Raw genomic sequence first — 19,674 nt, forward strand, 5'->3', positions numbered from 1 at the left:
CCTCGCCCCGCGCGACGCTTACGCGTCGGTGCCCTCGGCGAGCCCGTCGGCGACGATCCGGAAGGTCGCGGTGTCGCCCGCGGGCTTCGAGCGGTGTTTCTCCAGGGTCGCCCGGCGGTTCCCGCCGCGGAACCGGTCGACGCGGAGGATCGCGCCGGTCCAGTGGTTGAGGGTGTTGCCGCCGAGCGCGCGGTCGCGGTCGCTGTCGGGGTCGGTGAACACCTGGTTCGTGATGACGACGGCGATGTCGTGTCTGCGGGCCAGAGACAGGAGGTGCGTCACCTGCTTGGCGACCTTGCGGAGCGACTGGCCGCCCTCGGTGTCGCCGGCGCGCTCCAGCCGGTAGAAACCCGTGGCGGAGTCCAACACGATCAGCTCGACTTCCTCCGCGAGCTCCTCGGCGTCGCGGACGGCCTCGCGCTGGTCGTCGAAGTCGTACGCCTCCGAGATCACCAGCCGCGAGGCGATCTGCTCGACCGTCTCGTCGGCGTCGTCGGCGCGCCCCGCCGCCATCTGCTCGAACCGGTCGATGGAGAGTCCCTCGGTGTCGATGTAGAGGGCGCGGTCGCCGCCGGCCGCGACCTCGACGGCCGCGGCGAGCGCGAGGTTCGTCTTCCCGGCCGCGGGCGGGCCGTACACCTGGGTGACGACCCCGCGCTCGAACCCGCCGCCCAACAGGTCATCGACCGGCCGACAGCCGGTCGGGATCGAATCGCTCACTGTGGACATGTTCGCTCGCGCTCGTATTTAAACGGTCGATCGCGGAGCGCAGGGCCCGAGACGCGTCGCTCGCGGGCGAGCAGGCGCGCCGGTCGACGGAAGCGCCGTCGCTCGTCGAAGTAGTATAAGTGTGAAAGAGACGGAGATGGCGCCGATCACGTCGAGCGACGACCGAGATCCGCTGTTGCGTGCGGACGCGCAGTCCGCGACTTGGGGGTTAGTTGCGGACGAGGTTCGTCGCGCGGGGTCCCTTGGGGGACGATTCGATGTCGAATTCCACTTCCTGACCCTCCTCGAGGTCCGGGCCGCCGACGTCTTCCATGTGGAAGAACACGTCTTCGTCGTCGTCGAGGTCGCCGTCGTCAGTCGAGATGAAACCGTAGCCGCCAGTGTCGTTGAAGAAGTCAACCTTACCGTTTGCCATTGCAAACAAACGTACAGCCCGTTCGGGGATAAGGATTGCGAGGGTCACGGTACCACGACCGTCGGGTCGGCGAAAGATCCGGGTTCTGAGCGCCCGGACGCGCGGTAGACGGACGCACCAGCCCGCTTTCGCCCGTGTTCATCGCGTGCCATCAGCCGCGGGGTTCATTTACGCGCGACCACGTAAGTCGGGTAACACCATGGATCGCCGCCGCTTCCTCCGCTCGTTCGCCGCCACCGGCGTCGCCGCCGGCACGACCGCCACGGCCGGCTGTACCGGCGTCTTCGGCGAATCCGGCGCCGAGGGGACCGTCCTCGGTCCGCCGGAGCAGAGCCGGGGCGAGCCGGTCCACCCGATCTACGGCGACGAGATGCCGCACTTCACGGTTCCCGACCCGATCACGGGTGAGGAGATCTCGACGGCGGAGTTCGAGGGCGAGCGCGCGTTCCTGTGGACTTCCTTCTACACGAGCTGCCCTGACGGCGTCTGTCCCGCGCTGATCCTCCGGCTCCGGCGCGCGCAGGAGCACGCCGCCGAGGAGGGGTACGGCGACGAGGCGGCGTTCCTCGCGCAGACGTTCGACCCCGAGCGCGACACGACCGAGATCCTCCGAGAGTACGCCGGCCAGCGCGGCGTCGACCTCGACGCCGGGAACTGGCACTTCCTGCGCCCCGAGACCTACGAGGAGGGGAAAGAACAGATGATGGACGACTTCGGGCTGAAGATCGAGAAGGTGTACGACAACGACGTCGAGAGCCTCGAGTACACCTTCCCGCACTACGGCCTGATCCTGCTGGTGAACGATCGGGGGATCGTCGAGCGGTCGTACCCGCGCGGCCCGGCGACGGAGGTTGAGCGGATCGTGAACGACTTCGAGCGGGTGGTCACCGCGTGAGGCGACGACACCTGTTGGCCGGGCTCGCCAGCGTCGGGGCCCTGGGCGGCGCCGGAGCGGTCGCGACCGGGAACGTCCCCGCCGCGCTGGGCGGCGAGGACGCCCCCGAGCCGGTCGAGCCGGTGACGCTTCAGACGGTCGACGCGCCGGGGAGTCGCGACGGCGAGGTGACGCTTCCCGCGCCCGACCGCCCGACGTTCGTCGACTTCTTCGCGACGTGGTGTAACCCCTGCGTCGAGCAGATGCCGGACCTCGTCGAGGCGCACGACCGGCTCGGCGACGAGGTGCTGTTCGTCTCGGTGACCCCCGAGGACGTCGGCGGGTCGATCAGCGCGGAGGCGGTCGCCGACTGGTGGCGCGAGAACGACGGCGACTGGCTGGTGGCGGCCGACACGACCGCCGAGCTCGCGGCGCGGCTCAACGTGGGCGGCTACCCGAGCGCGCGCGCCATCGACGCGACGGGACGCGTCCGTTGGTCGACTGCCGGGACCCACACGACCGAGGAGTTCGTCGCCGGCATCGAGAGGGCGCTCGACCGATGACCCGACGAGCCGATCGACCGACAGAACGACGGGCCGGCCGATGACCGACGTCTCGCTCGCGACGAACGTCCCGTTCGCCGTGACCGCGGGGGTCGCGACGTTCTTCTCGCCGTGCGCGTACCCGTTGTTGCCGGGGTACGTCGGCTTCTACGTGAACTCCGTCGACGCCGACGAGGCGTCGGTGACCGGGGCCGGGGTCCGGGGGATCGCCGCCGCGCTCGGCGTGCTGGCGACGTTCGCGCTGCTCGCGGGCGCGACGGTCCGCGTGGGGCAGTCGGCGCTGTCGAACATCGCCGTCTTCGAGACACTCGTCGGCGGACTGCTCATCGCCTTCGGGCTGCTCGTCGTCCTCGGACGGGCGCCCTCCGTGTCCGTCTCGCTGCCGAAGCGCCGGTCGAGCGTCCTCGGGTTCGGGCTGTTCGGCGCGGGGTACGCGCTCGCGGGCGCCGGCTGCGTCGCCCCGATCTTCCTCGCGGTGATCGCTCGCGCGATCGCGCTCCCGGGCGACGCCGCGCTCCTCGTGCTCTCGGTGTACGCCGGGGTCGTCGCGGTCCTGATGGCAGCGACCACCGTCGCGACCGGCGTGGGGCTCATCGGCAACGCCAACCGGGTGATGGCTCACGCCGGCGCCCTGAAGCGGGTCGCGGGCGCGGTGATGGTCGTCGCTGGCGTCGGCCAGCTGTACCTCTCGCTGGTCGTGTACTGACGCGGATCGTCGGTGTTCGGCCGCCTCATCGGGCGTTTCGATACCCGACAGCGACCCCCCAGATTCATGTTCGATGGCGCGGAAGGACCGCCCAGCCGAACTCCCGACGTTCGGTCCCCGTACCATGAATCTCGATCAGTTCACCGCCGAGAACGCACCGACGGACAGTGCGGAGCCCTTCCAGCGCGAGAACAGCTACACCTTGGACGTCGAGGTCGACGGCGCCGTGATGGCGAAGGCCGGGTCGATGGTCGCGTACACGGGCGACGTCTCGTTCACCGGGAAGGCCTCCGCCGAGGGAGGGATCAAGGGATTCCTCAAGGAGGCGACCACGGGCGAGGGCACGCCCATCATGGCCGTCGAGGGCACCGGTCACGTCTACTTCGCGGACGACGGGAAGAAGGTCCAGGTCGTCGAGCTCGACGCCGGCGAGTCGATCACGGTCAACGGCGAGGACGTGCTCGCGTTCGAGGAGTCGCTCTCCTACGAGATCAGCACCATCGACAGCCTCGCCGGCGCGCTCGCCGGCGGGTTCAGCAACGTCTTCCTCGAGGGCCCGGGCTACGTCGCGCTCACCACGCACGGCGATCCGATCGTCTTGGAGCCGCCGGTGGCGACCGATCCCGGCGCGACCGTCGCGTGGGGCGGGACCTCCCCGAACGTGGAGGTCAACCGGAGCCTCTCGGACATGATCGGTCAGGAGTCCGGCGAGCGGTACCAGATGCGGTTCGAGGGACCGGACGGGTTCGTCGTGGTCCAACCGCGCGAGGAGCACGCCTGACGCGCTCCGGGGCGACCGGGACCGACGGTCCGATTACCGCGCCGCCAGCCAGTCCGCGAAGCCGCCGGTGAGGAAGTCGACGTAGTCGACGACCCCGAGGTACAGCGAGACGATCACGACGATCGCGATCGGAATCCGAACGATCCAGATCCAGGCGGACCCGAGGCCGCCGAGGTCACCGATCCCCTTCGCCAGCTCCTCCCGGGCGACGTCCGGGATCACCCAGCCGACGAACACCGCGAGCAGCAGCGATCCGAGCACGAGCAGGATCCCGTCCGCGAGTCCGTCGTACAGACTGAGGAAGATCAGGTCGATCGTCACCGGGACGCCGAGCACGAAGACGGCGACGCCCAAGGCGACCGAGGCCGGGACCCGAGCGACGCCGACCTCGTCGATCAGGTAGGAGACGAGCACTTCGAGGATGCTGATCGCAGACGACAGCGCCGCGATCCCGACCATCGCGAAGAACACGACCCCGATGAGCCGACCGCCGGGGATGGTGGAGAACGCCGAGGTGAGGCTCACGAAGATCGCGCTGGCGCCGGGGCCGCCGGGCTCGATCCCGGCCGCGAAGAGGAACGGGAAGACGACGAAGCCGACGATCACGGCGATGAGAGTGTCGAGCGCGACGATCACGCCGGCGTCGGACGCGAGGTTCCGGTCCTCACCGAGGTAGGAGGCGTAGGTGATCATCACGCCCATCCCGAGCGAGAGCGTGAAGAAGGCCTGCCCGGCGGCGGCCGGCAGGATGCTCGTCCAGTTCGCGGCGAGGTAGCCGAAGTCCGGCGTGAGGTAGTAGGCGTACGCCGCCCCCGCGGCGTCGAGCGTGAACGCGTATCCCGCGAGCCCGACGAGGAGCACGATGATCGCCGGGACCATCACCTTCACGCCGACCTCGATGCCCTTCCGGACGCCGGCGGCGATGATCCCGATGACGAGCGCCATGAACACGGCGTGGAAGAGGAGCGAGTCGATCCCGGTGGTGACGGTGCCGAACAGCTGCCCGGCCTCTTCTGGCCCAGCGAGCGCGTATCCGTCGGTGACGCCGATCAGCGTGTACCGGAGGAACCAGCCGGCGACGACGCTGTAGTACGAGAGGATGACGAAGCCGATCGCGACGAACAGCCAGCCGAGGTAGTTCCACGCCCCGCCGCCGAGCTCCCGTATCGCGCCGACCGGATTGAGGTTGGTGTACCGCCCGATCACGAACTCGACGAGGATCGCCGGGAAGCCGATCAATCCGACGAAAAGCAGGTAGACGAGGAGGAACGCGCCGCCCCCCTCCTGTCCGGTGATGAAGGGGAACCGCCAGATGTTCCCCAGTCCGACCGCGCTGCCGACCGCGGCGAGGATGAATCCCGCCCGGGTTGCCCATGTCTCGCGTGCCATTTGTGTGCAGGATTGAAACCCCGGACCCCGTAAAAACGTGTCTCTCCGCCGCCCTAACCACTAATAATCAAACATGATCAATCGGTCACCGGGCGGTAGCGGAGCCGATTCGATGTGGCGCGTCGGCGGCGAGCCGGGTCGGGCGGGACTCCCGTCGGGGACCGTGAATTTAATAGCCGGACGGCAACCTCACGGGGTATGGAACGCGTAGACGTCGCGATCGTGGGTGGCGGTCCGGCCGGCTCCTCCGCAGCGCACGCGGCCGCGACCGGCGGCGCCGACGCGCTCGTGCTGGAAAAGGGGGTCCCCCGCGCCGACCGGGACCGGCTCGGTCCCGACTCGACCGACGCCGCGGGCATCCTCGACTACTGGGTCGACATCATGGGGATCCACCCCGACGAGTTCGACGACGGAGTCGTCCAGCGCGAGCTGAACCGCGCCGAGTTCCGCGGCCCGGACGAGTCGGCGACGCTCACGAGCACCGGAATCGACTCCTCGTACGACAAGTTCGGCTACACCTTCCACCGCGCCCGGTTCGACGACTGGCTCCGCGACCGCGCCGAGGACGCCGGCGCCGAGTACCGGGCCGGGGTGTCGGTCCGCGGCGTCGACACCGACGTCTCGGTCTCGCCCGGGAGCGACGAGCCGCGCCACCGCGTCGAACTGGCCTCCGGGGAGACGGTCGGCGCGGACTTCGTGGTGCTCGCCGACGGCCCCCAGCGCACGGTGACGAACAAGGTGCTCGACAAGTACCTCCCCGCGGACGCGGCCGCGTCCGACCGGCTCGCCTCCCGGACGGCGAACCACATCGCGTACCAGGAGTACCGCCGCGTCCCCGAGGAGGTGTACGAGGAGGTGAACGACGCCATCGTCTTCTGGTGGGGCGTGATGCCCGGCGAGACCGCCTACCCGTGGATCTTCCCGAACGCCGACCGGGTCTGTCGGGTCGGGCTCACGATGCCGATCGGGCTCGACATCGACGCGTTCGACCGCGACGCCTACGCGCTGCTCGACGCCGACGACGAGTCGATCCCCCAGGGCGGCGAGTACGTCCGCCGCCTCCTCGAGTGGCAGTACGGCGACGAGTACGACATCGAGGAGGACTTCCCGCTCGTCGAGGACGCGGGCAAGCGGAACGGGACCGAGACCTACCCGATCTCCTCGACCCGCCCCATCGACTCGCCGACCGGTGCGGGGATCGCGGTCGCCGGCGGCGCGATGGGCACCACCTCCGCCTTCCACGAGGGCGGCGACCACGTCGCGGTCCGCACCGGCGCGATCGCGGGCGAACTGGCCGCCGCGGGCGACATGGCTCCCTACAACCGGCGGTGGAAGGAGGCGATCGGCGACGAGGTCGTCCGGAACGTGACGATGGCCGACATGGTCGCGGAGTACGGCCCAGACGACTGGAACCGGGTCATCGGCGCCGCCGACGCGATGCTCGCGGCGGAGGCCGGCGGCGGGCTCCTCTCGCACCCGTACCGCTCGGGCTGGGAGTCGCTGAAACTCATGGCCGGCTACAAGTGGAACAAGCGCCGCGTGAGGAAGGACTACGTCGGCATCGACGAGAGCGAGTACGTCTACTGACGCGAGCAGACGCTTTCTGTGGTCGCGGTCGGCGACGGTTCTGACTACCGAATGACCGGCGCGGACAGCTCCCGCGATTCGGTCTCGATCCCGTCGATATCGACCGGATCGACCTCGTGTGTCGGCCACTGGCCCGTCTTCGTCAGCGTCTCGGTCCGGTCGGGCGCCACGAGGTGCGTGTCCTCGCTTTTCGCTCCCTGCACCGTCGGGTTCCACGCGTAGCCCATCGGCCAGTGGACCGGCTCGTCGCTCTCGGGGGTCGCGATCCACTCGCGGCCGGCGAACCCCGCCGCGCCGCCCTGGTGGTGCTCGCGCCACTCCTCCGCGAAGCCGACGGCGTCGTACGCCTCGCGGATCGCGTCGAACACGTCGCCCGCGGTGTCCGGGCCGTCGGAGCCCGTCAGCTCTCCGGCCGCGGCGGCCTCGGTCGCCGCGAGCGCGGTCGCCTCGACGCGGGCGGCCGCGCGGTGGCGCTCCTCCAGCCAGTTGGGGGCGTCGAACGCGACGGTCCGGGTGAGGGAGGCGTACAGCCCGGCCCGCTCGGCGGTGACGGAGACGAGCGCGTAGTCGCCGAGCGTCGCGTCGCTCGGGGTGTAGTGGCGGTATCGCTGCGCGCGCTCCGCGCCGCCGACGAGCACGACCGGGGTGTCGACGTCGCGGGACGAAAGCGAGATGTCGACGCCGGCGGCGACCTCGTACTCAGGGTCTTCCGGTTCGAGGTTGCGACAGACTGTCTCGACGGCGGCGGCGGCCTCCCGGCCGAGCTCGCGGTAGCGCTCGACGTCGTCGTCCGTGAGCGGCTGTCGGAGCCGGCTCCCGTCGACGCGCTCGAAGCCCGGTACGTCGAAGTCGGCGGCCGCGGGGGCCGGGGAGCGCTCCGCGACGGCCTCGGCCAGCGAACTCGCGTGCCACGGGAACGACTCGACGGCGACCGGGTCGGGGAGCTCCTCGTCGGCGAGCCGGTTCGCCTCGATGTCGTCGGTGATCACTCGGAGCTCGCCGTCGTAGCCGGCGGCGGCGACCCCGAGGTCGGCGTCGGCGTCGACGACGTTGTCGCCCCCGGTGAGCCACGCGAACCCGTTCGGTTCGGCGAACCAGACCGCTTCGAGCCCGCGCTCGTCGAGGTACGCGTCGAGCCTCTCGGTGCGGGCGGCGAGATCGACCATATCCGACGACTCTCACCGAGCCAGTAAAACCGGTCGGAACCGCTTCGGTCCGCGGAAACGCGGGGGTGCAGGCGTGCGAATCGACCGACCGCACCCCGGCGCCGGCGACCGAAACGAAAGGTTCAATTACGTCCCCCGGAAACGAAGAGATGCGTCAGTAAGCCCCTGCGGGTTGGTAGTCTAGTCCGGTTATGACACCTCCTTGACATGGAGGAGGCCGGCAGTTCAAATCTGCCCCAACCCACTTCTACTTCAGCTTCAGTCCGGTAGCGGCCGATATTCTCACGGAGCGGAAGGTGGACGGAGCCGTTCTCGCCGAAGCGATCCGCGGAAGGTACAAACCGCTGGTCGCCCAACAGTGTGGTATGTCACCACCGCTCGCGGACGAGCCGGTCGAACCGGCGGACGAGGACGCCGAACCGCTGACCGACGACGAGTACGCCGAGTACCTCGCCGAGCTCGGCCCGGCATGGGAGGTCGTCGACGACCACCACCTCGAAGCGAGCTACGAGTTCGACGACTTCGCGGACGCGCTGGCGTTCACGAACGAGATCGGCGAGCTCGCCGAGGCGGAGTGGCACCACCCCGACATCCACCTCTCGTGGGGCGAGGTGGGCGTCGAGATGTGGAGCCACGACGTCGGCGGGCTCCACGAGGCCGACTTCGTGATGGCCGCGCGGATGGACCGGATCTACGACGGAGAGGGCGACGAGTGACGCCCGAGGGCGGCCGACTCGCCAACGAACGGTTTTAAACCCCTCCCGGCGGAAATGGGGGTAATGAGCGCGAACGTCTTCCTGGTCCCGATCGACCCGGAGAACTTCGATCGAACGGTCCGGTCCGCGGTCGACCTCACCGAGTACGACGACCGACCGGCCCCCCTCGCCGACCTCGACGAGGCCCGCCTGTGGGCCGTCGACGACGACAGCGGGAACGGCTCGACGTTCGAGCGGATGGAGGAAGGCGACCTCCTCCTCTTCTATAACGACGGCGAGTACCTCGCCACCGGTCGGGTCGGAACCACCTTCGAGGACGAGGACCGCTGGGTCTCCAGCACCTTCTGGACCGCGTTCCCGACGACGCGCGTGTACACTGTCACCGACTTCACGGCCGTCTCCGCCTCGAAGCGCGCGGTCAACGCCATCTTCGACTACTCCAAGTCGTACACCCCCGGCTTCATGCGCGTCGCCGACAGCCGGGTGAACGCCGAACTCTCCTCGATCGAGTCGGCGATCGACCACTACTCGAAGCGGAACGCCTGACCGCGTCTCGAACCCCTCCGGTTTTCGTCTCGCCGACCGCTCCCGCTTTCCCCGCTAGACCGCTTCCAAGAGCGTCTCGTAGGCGGGGGCGTACCGATCGGCGACGCGGTCCGGATCGCCGCGCTCGTCGCCCGACAGCGCCGGCAGACCGACGGTCGCCAGCGGCTCGATCATCTCCGTGACGGTTCCGGTGTGCTCCTCAATCGTCCCCTCGCGCGGGCTCCCCGAGGCGACCGCGCGCGCCTTCGCGTAGCGGTCGCCGGCGAAGATCCGCGCGCGACCGGGGTCGACGACCGCCACCGCGTCGGGCTCGACCGGCCCGTCCCGCGGGAGCGGTCCGGCGACGTCCGCGTACGACTCGACGACGACGGGCACCGACGCCGCCGCGACCCGCGCCGCGAGGCGGTCGAACGCCGGGAGGTAGTCGGCCGCCATCACGTCGTTGAACGCCGCCACGTCGTCGACGCTGGTCGCCTCGGCGAGCGGGAGCCGCTCGGCGAGGCCGTCAGGGAGGAGTCCCGCGGCCTCGGCCGCCCCGTTGACGACGAACCGGGACCCCTCCTCGGTCGTCACCCGATCGCAAAGGAAGGTTCGGTCCGCGTCGCCCAGCATGCCGGTCCGACCGGGCGTCGGCCGCCAGAGGCGGTGGACGGGGTTGATCGCCTCGGGCGTGATCGCCTCGGGGCGATCGCGGCGCCCGCTCCGATCGCCGACTGTCAGAAGCGGTCGCGTGCTCGCGGCCGCGAGCCGCCTCGCGTCCTTGCCGTAGAGCCGGCCCGCGTCGCTCGCGATCCGGTAGTCGTCGTGGTCGTACCAGTAGTCGTTGCCGGCGCGGGGCTTGACCCCGACCGCGTCGCCGGCGCGGGCGGCGAGGCGCGCGACCAGCCCGGTCGAGAACGTCGTCTTGCCGGCGTCGACGCGGGCGCCGCCGGCGACCAGGACCACCGGCGCGTCGGAGCGCTCCCGGCTCACGCTCCGTCTTCCGAGTCGGCGTCGTCGATCGCGTGAGGAGCGAGCCCGTAGTAGCCGGGGCCGTCCTCCTCCAGCGGCTCGCCGACGACCATGTCCTCGGCGTGGACCATCACCCACGGCACCGCCCAGTCGACGAGGACGGCCTCGGTGTCGGGGTCAACCTCGGCGTCGGCCTCCAGCCCCTGGAGGAGCCGACCGATCTCGGGGACCGTGTACATCTGATCCGGCTCGAACAGCTCCGCGGGCTCGTAGAAGTCACACGGGTAGGTGGCGTCGAACGCCGACTTCGGTTCGGGCATGGGGGACGATACGGGATCCCGTCCGTAAACGCTGCCGATACGGGCGGCACCGGGTGGCGCCTCGCCCGGGGAGACGACGCTGACGCTTTCGGGTCAGGGTGCGAAAAATTCGGGGTTTCGACGCGCGTAGCGCGTCAGGTGTGGAGCGTTACTCGAACAGCTCGACGGCCTGCTCGTAGCGGCTCGACGGTTCGTCCCAGTCGACGACCTCGAAGAAGTTGTCGACGAACTCGCCGCGGGCCGGGCCGTAGTCGTGGTAGTAGGAGTGCTCCCACACGTCCAGCGCCAGGATCGGGTGACCGCCCCAGATCGCGCCCTGGTCGTGCTTGTCCACCACGACGTTCCGAAGCTGATTCGAGAACGTGTCGTATACGAGAAGCGCCCAGCCGCCGGCCGCCGAGGCCGCCGCCTCGAACTCGCCCTTCCACGCCTCGTAGGAACCGAAGTCCTCCTCGATCCGAGCCGCGAGGTCGCCCTGAGGCTCGTCGCCGCCCTCAGGCGACATGTTCTGCCAGAACAGGTCGTGAAGGATGTGCCCCGACGAGTTGTGCGTCACGTTGCGGATGGCCCCGCCCGACGACGAGAAGTCGTGGTTCTCACGGTTCTCCTCGAGCGTCTCCTCGGCCGAATTCCACCCGTTTACGTACCCCTGATGATGGGTGTCGTGGTGCCATTCGAGCACCTGCTCGGAAATGTGCGGTTCCAGCGCGTCGTAATCGTACGGTAACGGATCGAGTTCGTAGCTCATCGTTGTATCACCTGTCTGCAACATGGCTCGGAAACCTGTTAAAGATAATGCGGTACACGCTATCACACGTCACTGGACGCGGCAGACCTCGATATCCGCAGATCGAGAACGCTGGGGTCGCGGTTCAGACTGCTGTGAGATAGTGGACCCGCGTTAGTCGGCACTCCGTCGATTCGGAGACGTAACTGAAAGTAGTTCCTCGGTGTCCTCCGAAACGCGCGCGGCGGGCTCTGTTGAAACCCTATTCTTCAAGCATAATGTCGGCTGAAACTGCCGATCGGTGAGGACTGCTTCTTGATCGAGAGCGGGAGTGAGTGTTGCACGTTGGTAATCTGGTCGTTTATACGTGATCGAGTGGTGTTGCTGGCGGGTGTTTATAAGCAAACAGCGATCCTGCGGTGAAGACCTGCAAAGCCCCAGCCGCGAGGGCGGCGCACGCTCGCTGCGCGCTTCAGTCGGTCGCTAGCGCTCCCTCCTTCCAGTGCTTACGTCGCCTGCGGCGCCCTCGCGACTGCCCCTTTGAGTCCCGCCCAGCACAGCACCGCAGCCTCACACCTCCCCAGCCTCGTCGCTGGCGGCTATCGCCGCCAGCGACTCCCTCGCGCGTGCTGGCTCGCGGCCGCCGTTGGCGGCCGCTCGCAGGCGCACGCCACCGCACCGGATTTATAGGGGATCGTCGCTGTCGCTCACGATCGGTTTATATACTGTCTCACCACTGCGGATCTGCAATACCCACTCCCGATGTCAATTACTACAGCACCTGTACTGACCGCAGGGGAGAAAATATGTCAATCTACAAATATTCAAACAGAGCCGCTCGACGCGGAGTGCGCCGCGCACTGACGGTGGGACTGGGATTCGAACCCAGGAAGCCGTGAGGCTACCGGTTTTCAAGACCGGCGCAATAGGCCACTCTGCCATCCCACCGCACTCGGACCGTCGGGAGCGTTCGACTAAGTGGTGTCGGTGTCGATCGGCGCGCGACCCCTTGTCACTCGAAGACGGCGACCAACTCGCCGTCGGCGATCGGGTCGGGCGCCTCGTCGACGATCTCGCCGCGCGACGGGTCCCGCGGTTCGTCGAAGACGAGCCGCGCCGCCCCGGTCTCGTCGATCGCGTAGACGACCTGAGTGTATCCCAGGTCGGCCTCCCAGAGCCCGCCGTCGTCGACACCTGACGACGCCCCGCCGGCGTACCGACAGAACACGAGCCACGCGTTTTCGCCGCGGTCGAACGTCTCGGTCCGTTCCGCGGAGAAGGTGACGGCGAGGATCCGCGTCGAGCCGCTCCGGTCGCAGACCGCGTCGTGGGTCACGTACGCCTCCTCGAACGCGACGACGTACTCCCGGACGACACGGTCGCCGAACCCGTCCGGCGGAGCCGGATACGGGATCGTCGCCGCCGTCTCGAACTCCCGGGTCTCCCCGCCCACGTCGACTTCGATCGTCTCGGAGTCGACCTCACACTCCGGCCGCGTCGGTCCGCCGTCGAACGCCTCCGCGACCGGATCGAACTCGGGCGGTGCGGTCCGCGAACACCCGGCGAGCGCGAGCGAGCCGACGGTGACGAGTGCAGTTCGACGTCGCATGCCGTACCGTCTTACACACGGCCGGTTATACCCTCGCGAGACACAAACAGGGGCTTGCGTTACGGAGTGTTCGACCCCTCAGACCCCCGGAGCCGGTAGTGGATCGCGAACACGACGAGCGCGGCCAGGACCGGCGGCACGACGCCCGCGATCTGCGGGAGCGCGTAGAGGGCGCCGACGACGGCCGACTCGGTCGGCTCGCGGAGCTCCGCCGGCGCGGAGATGACCATCCCGACGTACAGCGAACAGAGGAACAGGAACCCGCCGTACGCGAGCTTCCGGTCGTATCCCGGCTTGACGGGGTCGCCGCGGCGGTGTCGGCGCGCGACGAACAGCAGGGGCGCGAGCAGGGGCGCGACCGCGGCGAACCCGGCGATCACGTACAGCGACCGCGAGAACAGGAACGTCCCGCTCTGGACCTCCGCGGTCTCGGCCATCCAGACGACGAGCGCGAGGGTGACGACCGTCGCGATCAGCCCGGCCGCGAGCGCCCCGATCACGCCGTACACGCGCATCGTCCACGACTCCGTCTCGCGGATCGCGTAGGGGATCGCGCCGAACACCCCGCGGTAGCTGTCTGCCATCGACGCCGCTACGGCCGAGGGAGAATTAAACCCCTCGTCGCCGGACGCGAGCGCCGCGGGGAGCGGGGTCGACATCGGGGGGATTCGGGCCGGCGCCGGGGAAACGCGGTCGACGCCGCGCCCCCTTCCTCCTCGACGACGGCTGACGTGAGTTTTTATACCCCGCGGCGGGACCTCCTCACGTGGGTCTGTACGACACGTACCTCGCCGTCCGCCACCGCCTCCACGACGGCGATCCCCCCGAGCACGTCGCGCTCGTCATCACCGAGCGCGACCTCCTCGCCGACGGCGCGTTCGAGACCCTCTCGGCGGCGCTCGGGTGGGCCTTCGAGTACGGCGCGGAGCGCGTCACCGTCTCGGTGTCCGTGCTCGACGCCGCGGTCGCCCCCACGCTCGTCCGCGAGCTTCGCCGGGTCGACGCGCCGCGGCGGCTCGTCGTTCGCGGACCGGCGGACGCGCCGAGCGGCGAGGGGATCGCGGTCGACGCCGGGGACCAGGCCGAAGCGGGGCCGGGCCACCGTCGGTTCGACGAGCGACCAAACGACGCGCCGATCCGGATCACGGTCGGGCTCGGGGGGAAGACCGAGTTCGCGGCCGCGGTCCGGGAGCTCGCAGCCGACGTGGACGCCGGCGATCTCGACCCGGCGTCGATCGACGCGGCGGACATCTCGGACCGGCTGGTGTTCCCCGAGGAGCCCGATCTCGTGATCAAGACGGGCGCGGAGCGGCTCTCGGACTTCGCCATCTGGCAGTCGGTGTACGCCGAGCTCTACTTCACCGACGTGAACTGGCGGGACTTCAGAAAACGGGACTACCTCCGGGCGGTCCTCGACTTCCAGGACCGGCAACGGCGGTTCGGTCGGTAGGCGGGTCAGTAGATGCGTAGAATCCTCAGAACCCTCACCAGACGAACCGGAACAGCAGCGTGAACGTGACGAGCGCCCCGACGGTCGAGAGGATCGGGACGACGTTCTGCATCAGCACGACGCGCGCGCTCGTGGTCGGATTGAACAGGTCGGACGCCGAGGGGATGTCGGAGGGGTCACCCTCGCCGATCGGTCCCGTCTCGTCGGCTTTCAGCGCGCCGACGGAGACCGTCGGCTCCTTCTCGCCGCTGATCCCCTGTTTGACCGTGACGGTCCGCGTCGCGCGCCCCCACCCGAGGCCGACGATCGACATCGTCGCGATGATGACGAACGACGCCGGGATCCCGACCGCCGAGAGGCTGATGACGATACCGGAGGAGACGCAGGCGACGACGATCGCCGCGGTCAGCGGGAGGTCGGTGATGTCGTTGCCGAGCGTGTCGAGCGTCCGTCGCGCGATCGTGAACGCCCCGACCGCGACGGCGGCGCTCCCGAGGAGGATCATCGGCGTCATCTCGACGTTGTCGAGCGCGACGAGCGGCGCGATCGCGTTCGCGATGTTCGACGTGCCCGACGAAAAGGCCATCAGACAGCCGATCGCGATGACGACGAACCCGCCGACCAGCTCGCGGCGCGTCGTGTTCGGGCCCGGCACCGGCTTCGGAACGAGCCCGGAGCGGTCGAACTCGAACAGCGCACCCTCGGTGCTCTCGATCGCCACCCAGCTGTCGATCGCGGGGTAGAAGTACCGGCCGACGACGCCCGAGACCCAGAACCCGATGATCGGCGCGACGATCCACCAGATGGCGATCTCGCCCATCACGGCTCGGTCCAGAGTCCCCGTCGCCAGCCCGAGGCCGGCGATGGCGCCGACCGCCGTCATCGACGTCGACGCCGGCACGCCGGCGAAGTTGCCGACGAACAGCGCGCCGCCGATAAAAAAGAGGACGACGATGCTCGTCTCCAGCGTGAACACGTTGCCGCCGGTGACCAGGTCCTCGCCGAGCGTCGTCACGACGCGTTGCCCGAGCGTCCCCGCGCCGATGAAGAAGAACACCGACATCAGCGCCGCGGCGCCCGACTTGGATATCACGTCCGCGCCGACCGCCGGTCCGAACGCCGGCCCCGTCGTCGCGCCGCCGATGTTGTACCCGACGAACGCCGCGACCACGAACCCGACGAGAAGTAAGACCTCAACCATATAGTCGCCACAACGACACACGGCGGGTTAAACGAACAGGTTTCCGCATCCCGACAGGAGCGTCGGGACCGCGATCCGCGGACCCGGAGGTATTTGTCCGGCGGCGGCCTCCGGTCGCTCATGCGAACGCTCGTCTTCGACGGTCGGACCGGCGCCGCCGGCGACATGATCTGCGCCGCGCTGATCGCGGCCGGCGCCGATCCCGACGCGCTCTCCCCCGTGACCAATCGGCTCCCGGTCCGGTACGAGATCGGCGAGACGACGAAAAACGGGATCCGGGCGACGACCGTCGATGTGCTCCTCGACGGCGAGGACGACGCGGAGAGCGGCGGCCACTCTCACGACCACGATCACGCTCACGACGACCACGGGCACGATCACGATCACGGCCATGAGCATGACCACGGCCACGAGCACAACCACGAACACGACCATGACCACTCTCACGACCACGGTCACGAACACGACGATTCCGGCCACACCCCCGCTGAGGGCGCCGGCGTCCACCGGAGCTACCCCGAGGTCGTCGCGCTCGTCGAGTCGATGGACCTCCCCGAGCCGGTCGAGTCGGTCGCGCTCGACGCCTTCGAGCGACTCGGGCGCGCGGAGGCGTCGGTCCACGGCACCGACCTCGCCGAGACCCATTTCCACGAGGTCGGCGCCGACGACGCGATCGCCGACGTGGTCGGCGCGGCGCTCCTCTTGGACGACCTCGGCCCCGATCGGGTCGTGACCACCCCGGTCGCGACCGGCGGCGGCGAGGTGGAGATGAGCCACGGCGTCTACCCGGTCCCGGCGCCGGCGACGACCGAAATCGCGGCCGGCGCCGACTTCGCGGTGGTCGGCGGGCCGGTCGACCGCGAGCTGCTCACGCCCACGGGCGCCGCGATCCTCGCTGCGGTCGCCGAGGGCACCGACGCGATCCCGGACCTCGCGGTCGAGGCCGCCGGCTACGGCGCGGGCGACGCGACCCTCCCGGACCACCCGAACGTGCTCCGAGCGCTGGTCGGCGAGGGCCGCGAGCCGGCGGCCGACGGCGAGGCTCACGAGCACGACCACGAGGACGCGGCCCACCACGCCGACGATGCGGCCCACCACACCGACCACGACGATGCAACCCACCACACCGACGACCACGGTCACGGCCTCGTCCACGACGACGTGGCCGTGCTCGAAACGAACCTCGACGACGCCGCCCCCGAGGTGCTCGGCGGGCTCCAGGAGACGCTCAAGCGCGCCGGCGCGCGCGACGTGACGATCGTGCCGACCACGATGAAGAAGTCGCGACCGGGGCACCTCGTGAAGGTGATCTGCAAGCCCGGGGACGCCGAGACGGTCGCGGAGCGGCTCGCCCGCGAGACGGGGACCCTCGGCGTCCGCCAGTCCGGCGCGAGCCACCGGTGGATCGCCGAGCGCGCGTTCGAGACAGCTGTCCTCGCGGTCGACGGCGACGATTACGAGGTGGCGGTGAAGGTCGCGTCGACCGCCGAGGGCGACGTCTACGACGTGAGCGCCGAGTACGACGACGCGGCCGGGGTGGCCGAAGCGACCGGGATCCCGATCCGGGACGTGCTCCGGCGGGCGGAAGCCGACGTGCGCGATCGGCTCGGCGAGGAGTAGCGCGGAATAGCGAGGGTGAGGGACCGGGCTCGCCGCGGTCACCCCGGGGGCTCGACCCGTTCGACGCGCTCGGGCTCGACGCCGAACCCGTCGGCCAACCGGTCGGCGACGCGGTCGGCGACCCGCTCGTCGGGCCGGTCCGCATCCGCGACCGACAGGGTCGCGACCGCCTCGACCGTCGTGTCGTTGAGCCCGGGCTGGAGACCGGCGATCGACAGGTCCTCGACGGCGACGCCGTCGACCCGCTCGATCTGTTCGCGGGCGCCGGCGACGAGGTCGCCGGCGGCGGCCTGCGAGACGCGCACCGTCACGGTCGCTTCCACGGTCTGCGTGTGGATGGCTGCTGCCATAGCCCCTCGCCGCGAGTCGAACGCGGCGCGGACCGGTCCGCGGCCTCGAACGCGGGCCCGGCTTCGGCGGACCCGACGCTCGCGAGGGGAACACGGTCGCGTCCGGCGGTCGGCGATCGGCGGCGCGATCACCGGCGACACAGCGACGGCTGGAGAAGTCGGGATGCGGTCCGTCCCGCGGGGAACTCCCCAGCCGACGCGCGTTACGCGGTCGGGCGGACGGACCGTGTTTCCGGAATCCCGTAGCCGTTCCAGCCGAGGAGCGCGCCGCTGACGAGGGCGGCGGACGCCGAGACGGCGGAACGGAGGCGGGTCATACGTGGACTCCGGCGGCGCGAGGCGCCGTTACCGGTTCGGTATGTCGGGTAGTTATTAAATCTATGGCGGCCGTGTGACTCGGTAACTGTTGGCTTATATTCGGTGAGCGAGCGAATTGCGGCCGCGAATCCCGCGCAGATGACCCAGATCGGCCGGTTCCGGCGACGGCGAGACGACAGGCCTATGACGAACGCCCGACCAGTTGCGCGTAAGCAGCCACCGTCATGATCGAGCGAATCCACACGTCGGACGTCGAACCGGACGCGGACGAGGTCGCCATCGCCGGCCACGTCCACGAGATCCGCGACCTGGGAGGCCTCGTCTTCCTCATCGTGCGCGACCGCGAGGGGCTCATCCAGATCGTCTTCAAGGAGGAGCGCGAGCCGGAGCTGTTCGAGGCCGTCCAAGACGTGGGCGCCGAGGACGTGGTCCGTGTCGTCGGCGAGCCACTGGAGAGCGATCAGGCGCCCGGCGGCGTCGAGATCGCCCCGACCGAGTACGAGGTCATCGACGAGGCGGACTCCCCGCTCCCGCTGGAGATCTCGAAGGACATCGAGGTCGACCTCTCGACCCGGCTCGACAACCGCGCGCTCGACCTCCGCAAGCCGGAGACGCTCGCCGTGTTCACGCTCCGCTCGGAGCTGATGACGGCGATGGAGGAGTGGTTCGACGAGGAGGGGTTCGTCGACATCAAGACGCCGCTCATCTCGAAGGGCGGCGCCGAGGGCGGCGCGGAGCTGTTCCCGATCCTCTACTACAACCAGGACGCGTTCCTGTCGCAGAGCCCCCAGCTGTACAAGCAGATGCTGATGGCGTCGGGCTACGAGGCCGTCTACGAGACCGGCACCGCGTTCCGCGCCGAGGACTTCGCCACCTCCCGACACGTCTCCGAGATCGCGATGTTCGACGTGGAGCTGGCGTACATCGACGACCACGACGACGTGATGGACGTCCAGGAGGAGTCGCTGCGGTACGCGCTCCGCGAGGTCGCCGAGAACGCCGAACGCGAGCTCGACCTGCTCGACGTGGACCTGGATGTCCCGGAGGACGACTTCCCCCGGATCACCTTCGACGAGGCGCTCGACATCCTCGAGACCGAGTTCGGTCACTTCCCGGACGACCCGACTGACCTCGACACGAAGGGCGAGAAGCTGCTCGGCGAGCACTTCGAGGAGCAGGGCCACCCCGCGTTCTTCGTCGTCGGCTACCCCGACGAGAAGTTCTACTACATGCAGGACGTCGAGGGCGACGACATCGCCTCGCGGAAGTTCGATCTCATTTATAAGGGCCAGGAGCTCTCCTCGGGCGGCCAGCGCGAGCACGACGTCGAGCGCATGGTCGAGGTCATGGAGGAGGAGGGCGTCGAGACGGCCAACTTCGAGTTCTACATCGAGGCGCTCAGCTTCGGCACCCCGCCCCACGGCGGCTACGGGCTCGGCATCGACCGGCTCGTCCAGAAGGTCGCCGACCTGGACAACATCAAGGAGGCGATCATGTTCCCGCGCGACCCGAACCGGCTGGAGCCCTGAGGGGAGCGATCGTCTGACACGGTCGAACTCTTGATTCAGACGGACTTCTGATCGCCCTCCGTGAACCCCTGACACGATCCGCGGGCGAACCGTCGCTCGCGGGTCGCTCGCCGCGCTGTTTATAAGT

At 69.3% G+C, this 19,674-nt stretch carries 21 protein-coding genes and 2 tRNA genes; 11 read left to right on the plus strand and 12 right to left on the minus strand.

Translation table 11 applies throughout. From position 1 onward, the window contains the following. Positions 1 to 18: 18 nt before the first annotated feature. Positions 19 to 720 carry a DNA repair and recombination protein RadB gene (radB, locus tag CK500_RS11245; protein ID WP_095637313.1) on the minus strand — a complete coding sequence of 234 codons (702 nt, stop codon included), beginning with the start codon at positions 718 to 720 and terminating at the stop codon, positions 19 to 21. Positions 721 to 937: 217 nt separating this feature from the next. Next, positions 938 to 1,144, minus strand: a complete 207-nt coding sequence (locus CK500_RS11250; RefSeq protein WP_004595330.1) for a cold-shock protein — start codon at positions 1,142 to 1,144, stop codon at positions 938 to 940. A 199-nt stretch (positions 1,145 to 1,343) separates the two neighbouring features. On the opposite strand from CK500_RS11250, the gene CK500_RS11255 reads away from it, so the two are divergent. The 4 genes from CK500_RS11255 to CK500_RS11270 all read left to right on the plus strand — a co-directional run bounded on the left by CK500_RS11255 (position 1,344) and on the right by CK500_RS11270 (position 4,068). Then, positions 1,344 to 2,039 carry an SCO family protein gene (locus tag CK500_RS11255; RefSeq protein WP_095637314.1) on the plus strand — a complete coding sequence of 232 codons (696 nt, stop codon included), beginning with the start codon at positions 1,344 to 1,346 and terminating at the stop codon, positions 2,037 to 2,039. Then, a complete protein-coding gene (locus tag CK500_RS11260; RefSeq protein ID WP_095637315.1) occupies positions 2,036 to 2,581 on the plus strand; it encodes a TlpA family protein disulfide reductase in 546 nt (181 codons plus the stop codon). Before CK500_RS11255 ends, CK500_RS11260 begins: the two co-directional genes overlap by 4 nt. 40 nt (positions 2,582 to 2,621) lie before the next feature. Next, positions 2,622 to 3,287 (plus strand): cytochrome c biogenesis CcdA family protein, encoded by a 666-nt coding sequence (locus CK500_RS11265; protein ID WP_095637316.1) that lies wholly within the window; start codon positions 2,622 to 2,624, stop codon positions 3,285 to 3,287. A gap of 124 nt (positions 3,288 to 3,411) precedes the next feature. After that, positions 3,412 to 4,068 carry an AIM24 family protein gene (locus CK500_RS11270; protein ID WP_095637380.1) on the plus strand — a complete coding sequence of 219 codons (657 nt, stop codon included), beginning with the start codon at positions 3,412 to 3,414 and terminating at the stop codon, positions 4,066 to 4,068. Positions 4,069 to 4,101: 33 nt separating this feature from the next. On the opposite strand, the gene CK500_RS11275 is transcribed toward CK500_RS11270, so the two are convergent. Continuing rightward, positions 4,102 to 5,457, minus strand: a complete 1,356-nt coding sequence (locus CK500_RS11275; RefSeq protein WP_095637317.1) for a sodium-dependent transporter — start codon at positions 5,455 to 5,457, stop codon at positions 4,102 to 4,104. Between the two features lie 198 nt (positions 5,458 to 5,655). Here CK500_RS11275 and CK500_RS11280 point away from each other — a divergent pair, with 198 nt between their 5' ends. Next, on the plus strand, positions 5,656 to 7,044 hold the full coding sequence (locus tag CK500_RS11280; RefSeq protein WP_095637318.1) for an NAD(P)/FAD-dependent oxidoreductase: 1,389 nt from the start codon (positions 5,656 to 5,658) through the stop codon (positions 7,042 to 7,044). Positions 7,045 to 7,088: 44 nt separating this feature from the next. Here CK500_RS11280 and CK500_RS11285 read toward each other — a convergent pair whose 3' ends face one another. Next, positions 7,089 to 8,210 (minus strand): M24 family metallopeptidase, encoded by a 1,122-nt coding sequence (locus CK500_RS11285; RefSeq protein ID WP_095637319.1) that lies wholly within the window; start codon positions 8,208 to 8,210, stop codon positions 7,089 to 7,091. A gap of 169 nt (positions 8,211 to 8,379) precedes the next feature. On the opposite strand from CK500_RS11285, the gene CK500_RS11290 reads away from it, so the two are divergent. The 3 genes from CK500_RS11290 to CK500_RS11300 all read left to right on the plus strand — a co-directional run bounded on the left by CK500_RS11290 (position 8,380) and on the right by CK500_RS11300 (position 9,472). After that, positions 8,380 to 8,454, plus strand: a tRNA-Val gene (locus CK500_RS11290). A 121-nt stretch (positions 8,455 to 8,575) separates the two neighbouring features. Continuing rightward, on the plus strand, positions 8,576 to 8,926 hold the full coding sequence (locus CK500_RS11295; protein WP_095637320.1) for a 4a-hydroxytetrahydrobiopterin dehydratase: 351 nt from the start codon (positions 8,576 to 8,578) through the stop codon (positions 8,924 to 8,926). A gap of 63 nt (positions 8,927 to 8,989) precedes the next feature. Next, positions 8,990 to 9,472 carry a hypothetical protein gene (locus CK500_RS11300; RefSeq protein ID WP_095637321.1) on the plus strand — a complete coding sequence of 161 codons (483 nt, stop codon included), beginning with the start codon at positions 8,990 to 8,992 and terminating at the stop codon, positions 9,470 to 9,472. A 54-nt stretch (positions 9,473 to 9,526) separates the two neighbouring features. On the opposite strand, the gene CK500_RS11305 is transcribed toward CK500_RS11300, so the two are convergent. The 6 genes from CK500_RS11305 to CK500_RS11330 all read right to left on the minus strand — a co-directional run bounded on the left by CK500_RS11305 (position 9,527) and on the right by CK500_RS11330 (position 13,663). Then, on the minus strand, positions 9,527 to 10,444 hold the full coding sequence (locus tag CK500_RS11305; RefSeq protein ID WP_095637322.1) for an ATPase: 918 nt from the start codon (positions 10,442 to 10,444) through the stop codon (positions 9,527 to 9,529). After that, positions 10,441 to 10,743: a DUF5827 family protein gene (locus CK500_RS11310; RefSeq protein WP_095637323.1), complete on the minus strand. Its 303-nt coding sequence runs from the start codon at positions 10,741 to 10,743 to the stop codon at positions 10,441 to 10,443. The genes CK500_RS11305 and CK500_RS11310 overlap by 4 nt, the downstream gene beginning before the upstream one ends. Before the next feature lie 148 nt (positions 10,744 to 10,891). Next, complete coding sequence (sod, locus tag CK500_RS11315; RefSeq protein WP_095637324.1) at positions 10,892 to 11,491, minus strand: superoxide dismutase; 600 nt, start codon at positions 11,489 to 11,491, stop codon at positions 10,892 to 10,894. An 843-nt stretch (positions 11,492 to 12,334) separates the two neighbouring features. Then, a tRNA-Ser gene (locus tag CK500_RS11320) sits at positions 12,335 to 12,418 on the minus strand. Positions 12,419 to 12,482: 64 nt separating this feature from the next. Continuing rightward, positions 12,483 to 13,079, minus strand: a complete 597-nt coding sequence (locus CK500_RS11325) for a hypothetical protein (protein WP_095637325.1) — start codon at positions 13,077 to 13,079, stop codon at positions 12,483 to 12,485. 59 nt (positions 13,080 to 13,138) lie between these two features. Next, a complete protein-coding gene (locus CK500_RS11330) occupies positions 13,139 to 13,663 on the minus strand; it encodes a hypothetical protein (RefSeq protein ID WP_095637381.1) in 525 nt (174 codons plus the stop codon). Positions 13,664 to 13,845: 182 nt separating this feature from the next. Between CK500_RS11330 and CK500_RS11335 the strand changes: the two genes are divergently transcribed. Continuing rightward, positions 13,846 to 14,529, plus strand: a complete 684-nt coding sequence (locus CK500_RS11335) for an undecaprenyl diphosphate synthase family protein (protein WP_095637326.1) — start codon at positions 13,846 to 13,848, stop codon at positions 14,527 to 14,529. A gap of 34 nt (positions 14,530 to 14,563) precedes the next feature. On the opposite strand, the gene CK500_RS11340 is transcribed toward CK500_RS11335, so the two are convergent. Then, the gene (locus CK500_RS11340; protein WP_095637327.1) at positions 14,564 to 15,730 is read right to left on the minus strand and encodes an inorganic phosphate transporter; all 1,167 of its coding nucleotides are present in this window, start codon (positions 15,728 to 15,730) and stop codon (positions 14,564 to 14,566) included. Positions 15,731 to 15,850: 120 nt separating this feature from the next. Here CK500_RS11340 and larC point away from each other — a divergent pair, with 120 nt between their 5' ends. Continuing rightward, entirely contained in the window at positions 15,851 to 17,350 is a 1,500-nt protein-coding gene (gene larC / locus CK500_RS11345; protein ID WP_095637328.1) for a nickel pincer cofactor biosynthesis protein LarC, read from the plus strand. A gap of 38 nt (positions 17,351 to 17,388) precedes the next feature. Here larC and CK500_RS11350 read toward each other — a convergent pair whose 3' ends face one another. Further along, a complete protein-coding gene (locus CK500_RS11350; protein WP_095637329.1) occupies positions 17,389 to 17,700 on the minus strand; it encodes a hypothetical protein in 312 nt (103 codons plus the stop codon). A 542-nt stretch (positions 17,701 to 18,242) separates the two neighbouring features. Between CK500_RS11350 and aspS the strand changes: the two genes are divergently transcribed. Continuing rightward, entirely contained in the window at positions 18,243 to 19,547 is a 1,305-nt protein-coding gene (aspS, locus tag CK500_RS11355) for an aspartate--tRNA(Asn) ligase (protein WP_095637330.1), read from the plus strand. The last annotated feature ends 127 nt before the right edge of the window (positions 19,548 to 19,674 follow it).

The organism is Halorubrum salipaludis, assembly GCF_002286985.1.
Classification (GTDB): Archaea; Halobacteriota; Halobacteria; order Halobacteriales; family Haloferacaceae; genus Halorubrum; species Halorubrum salipaludis.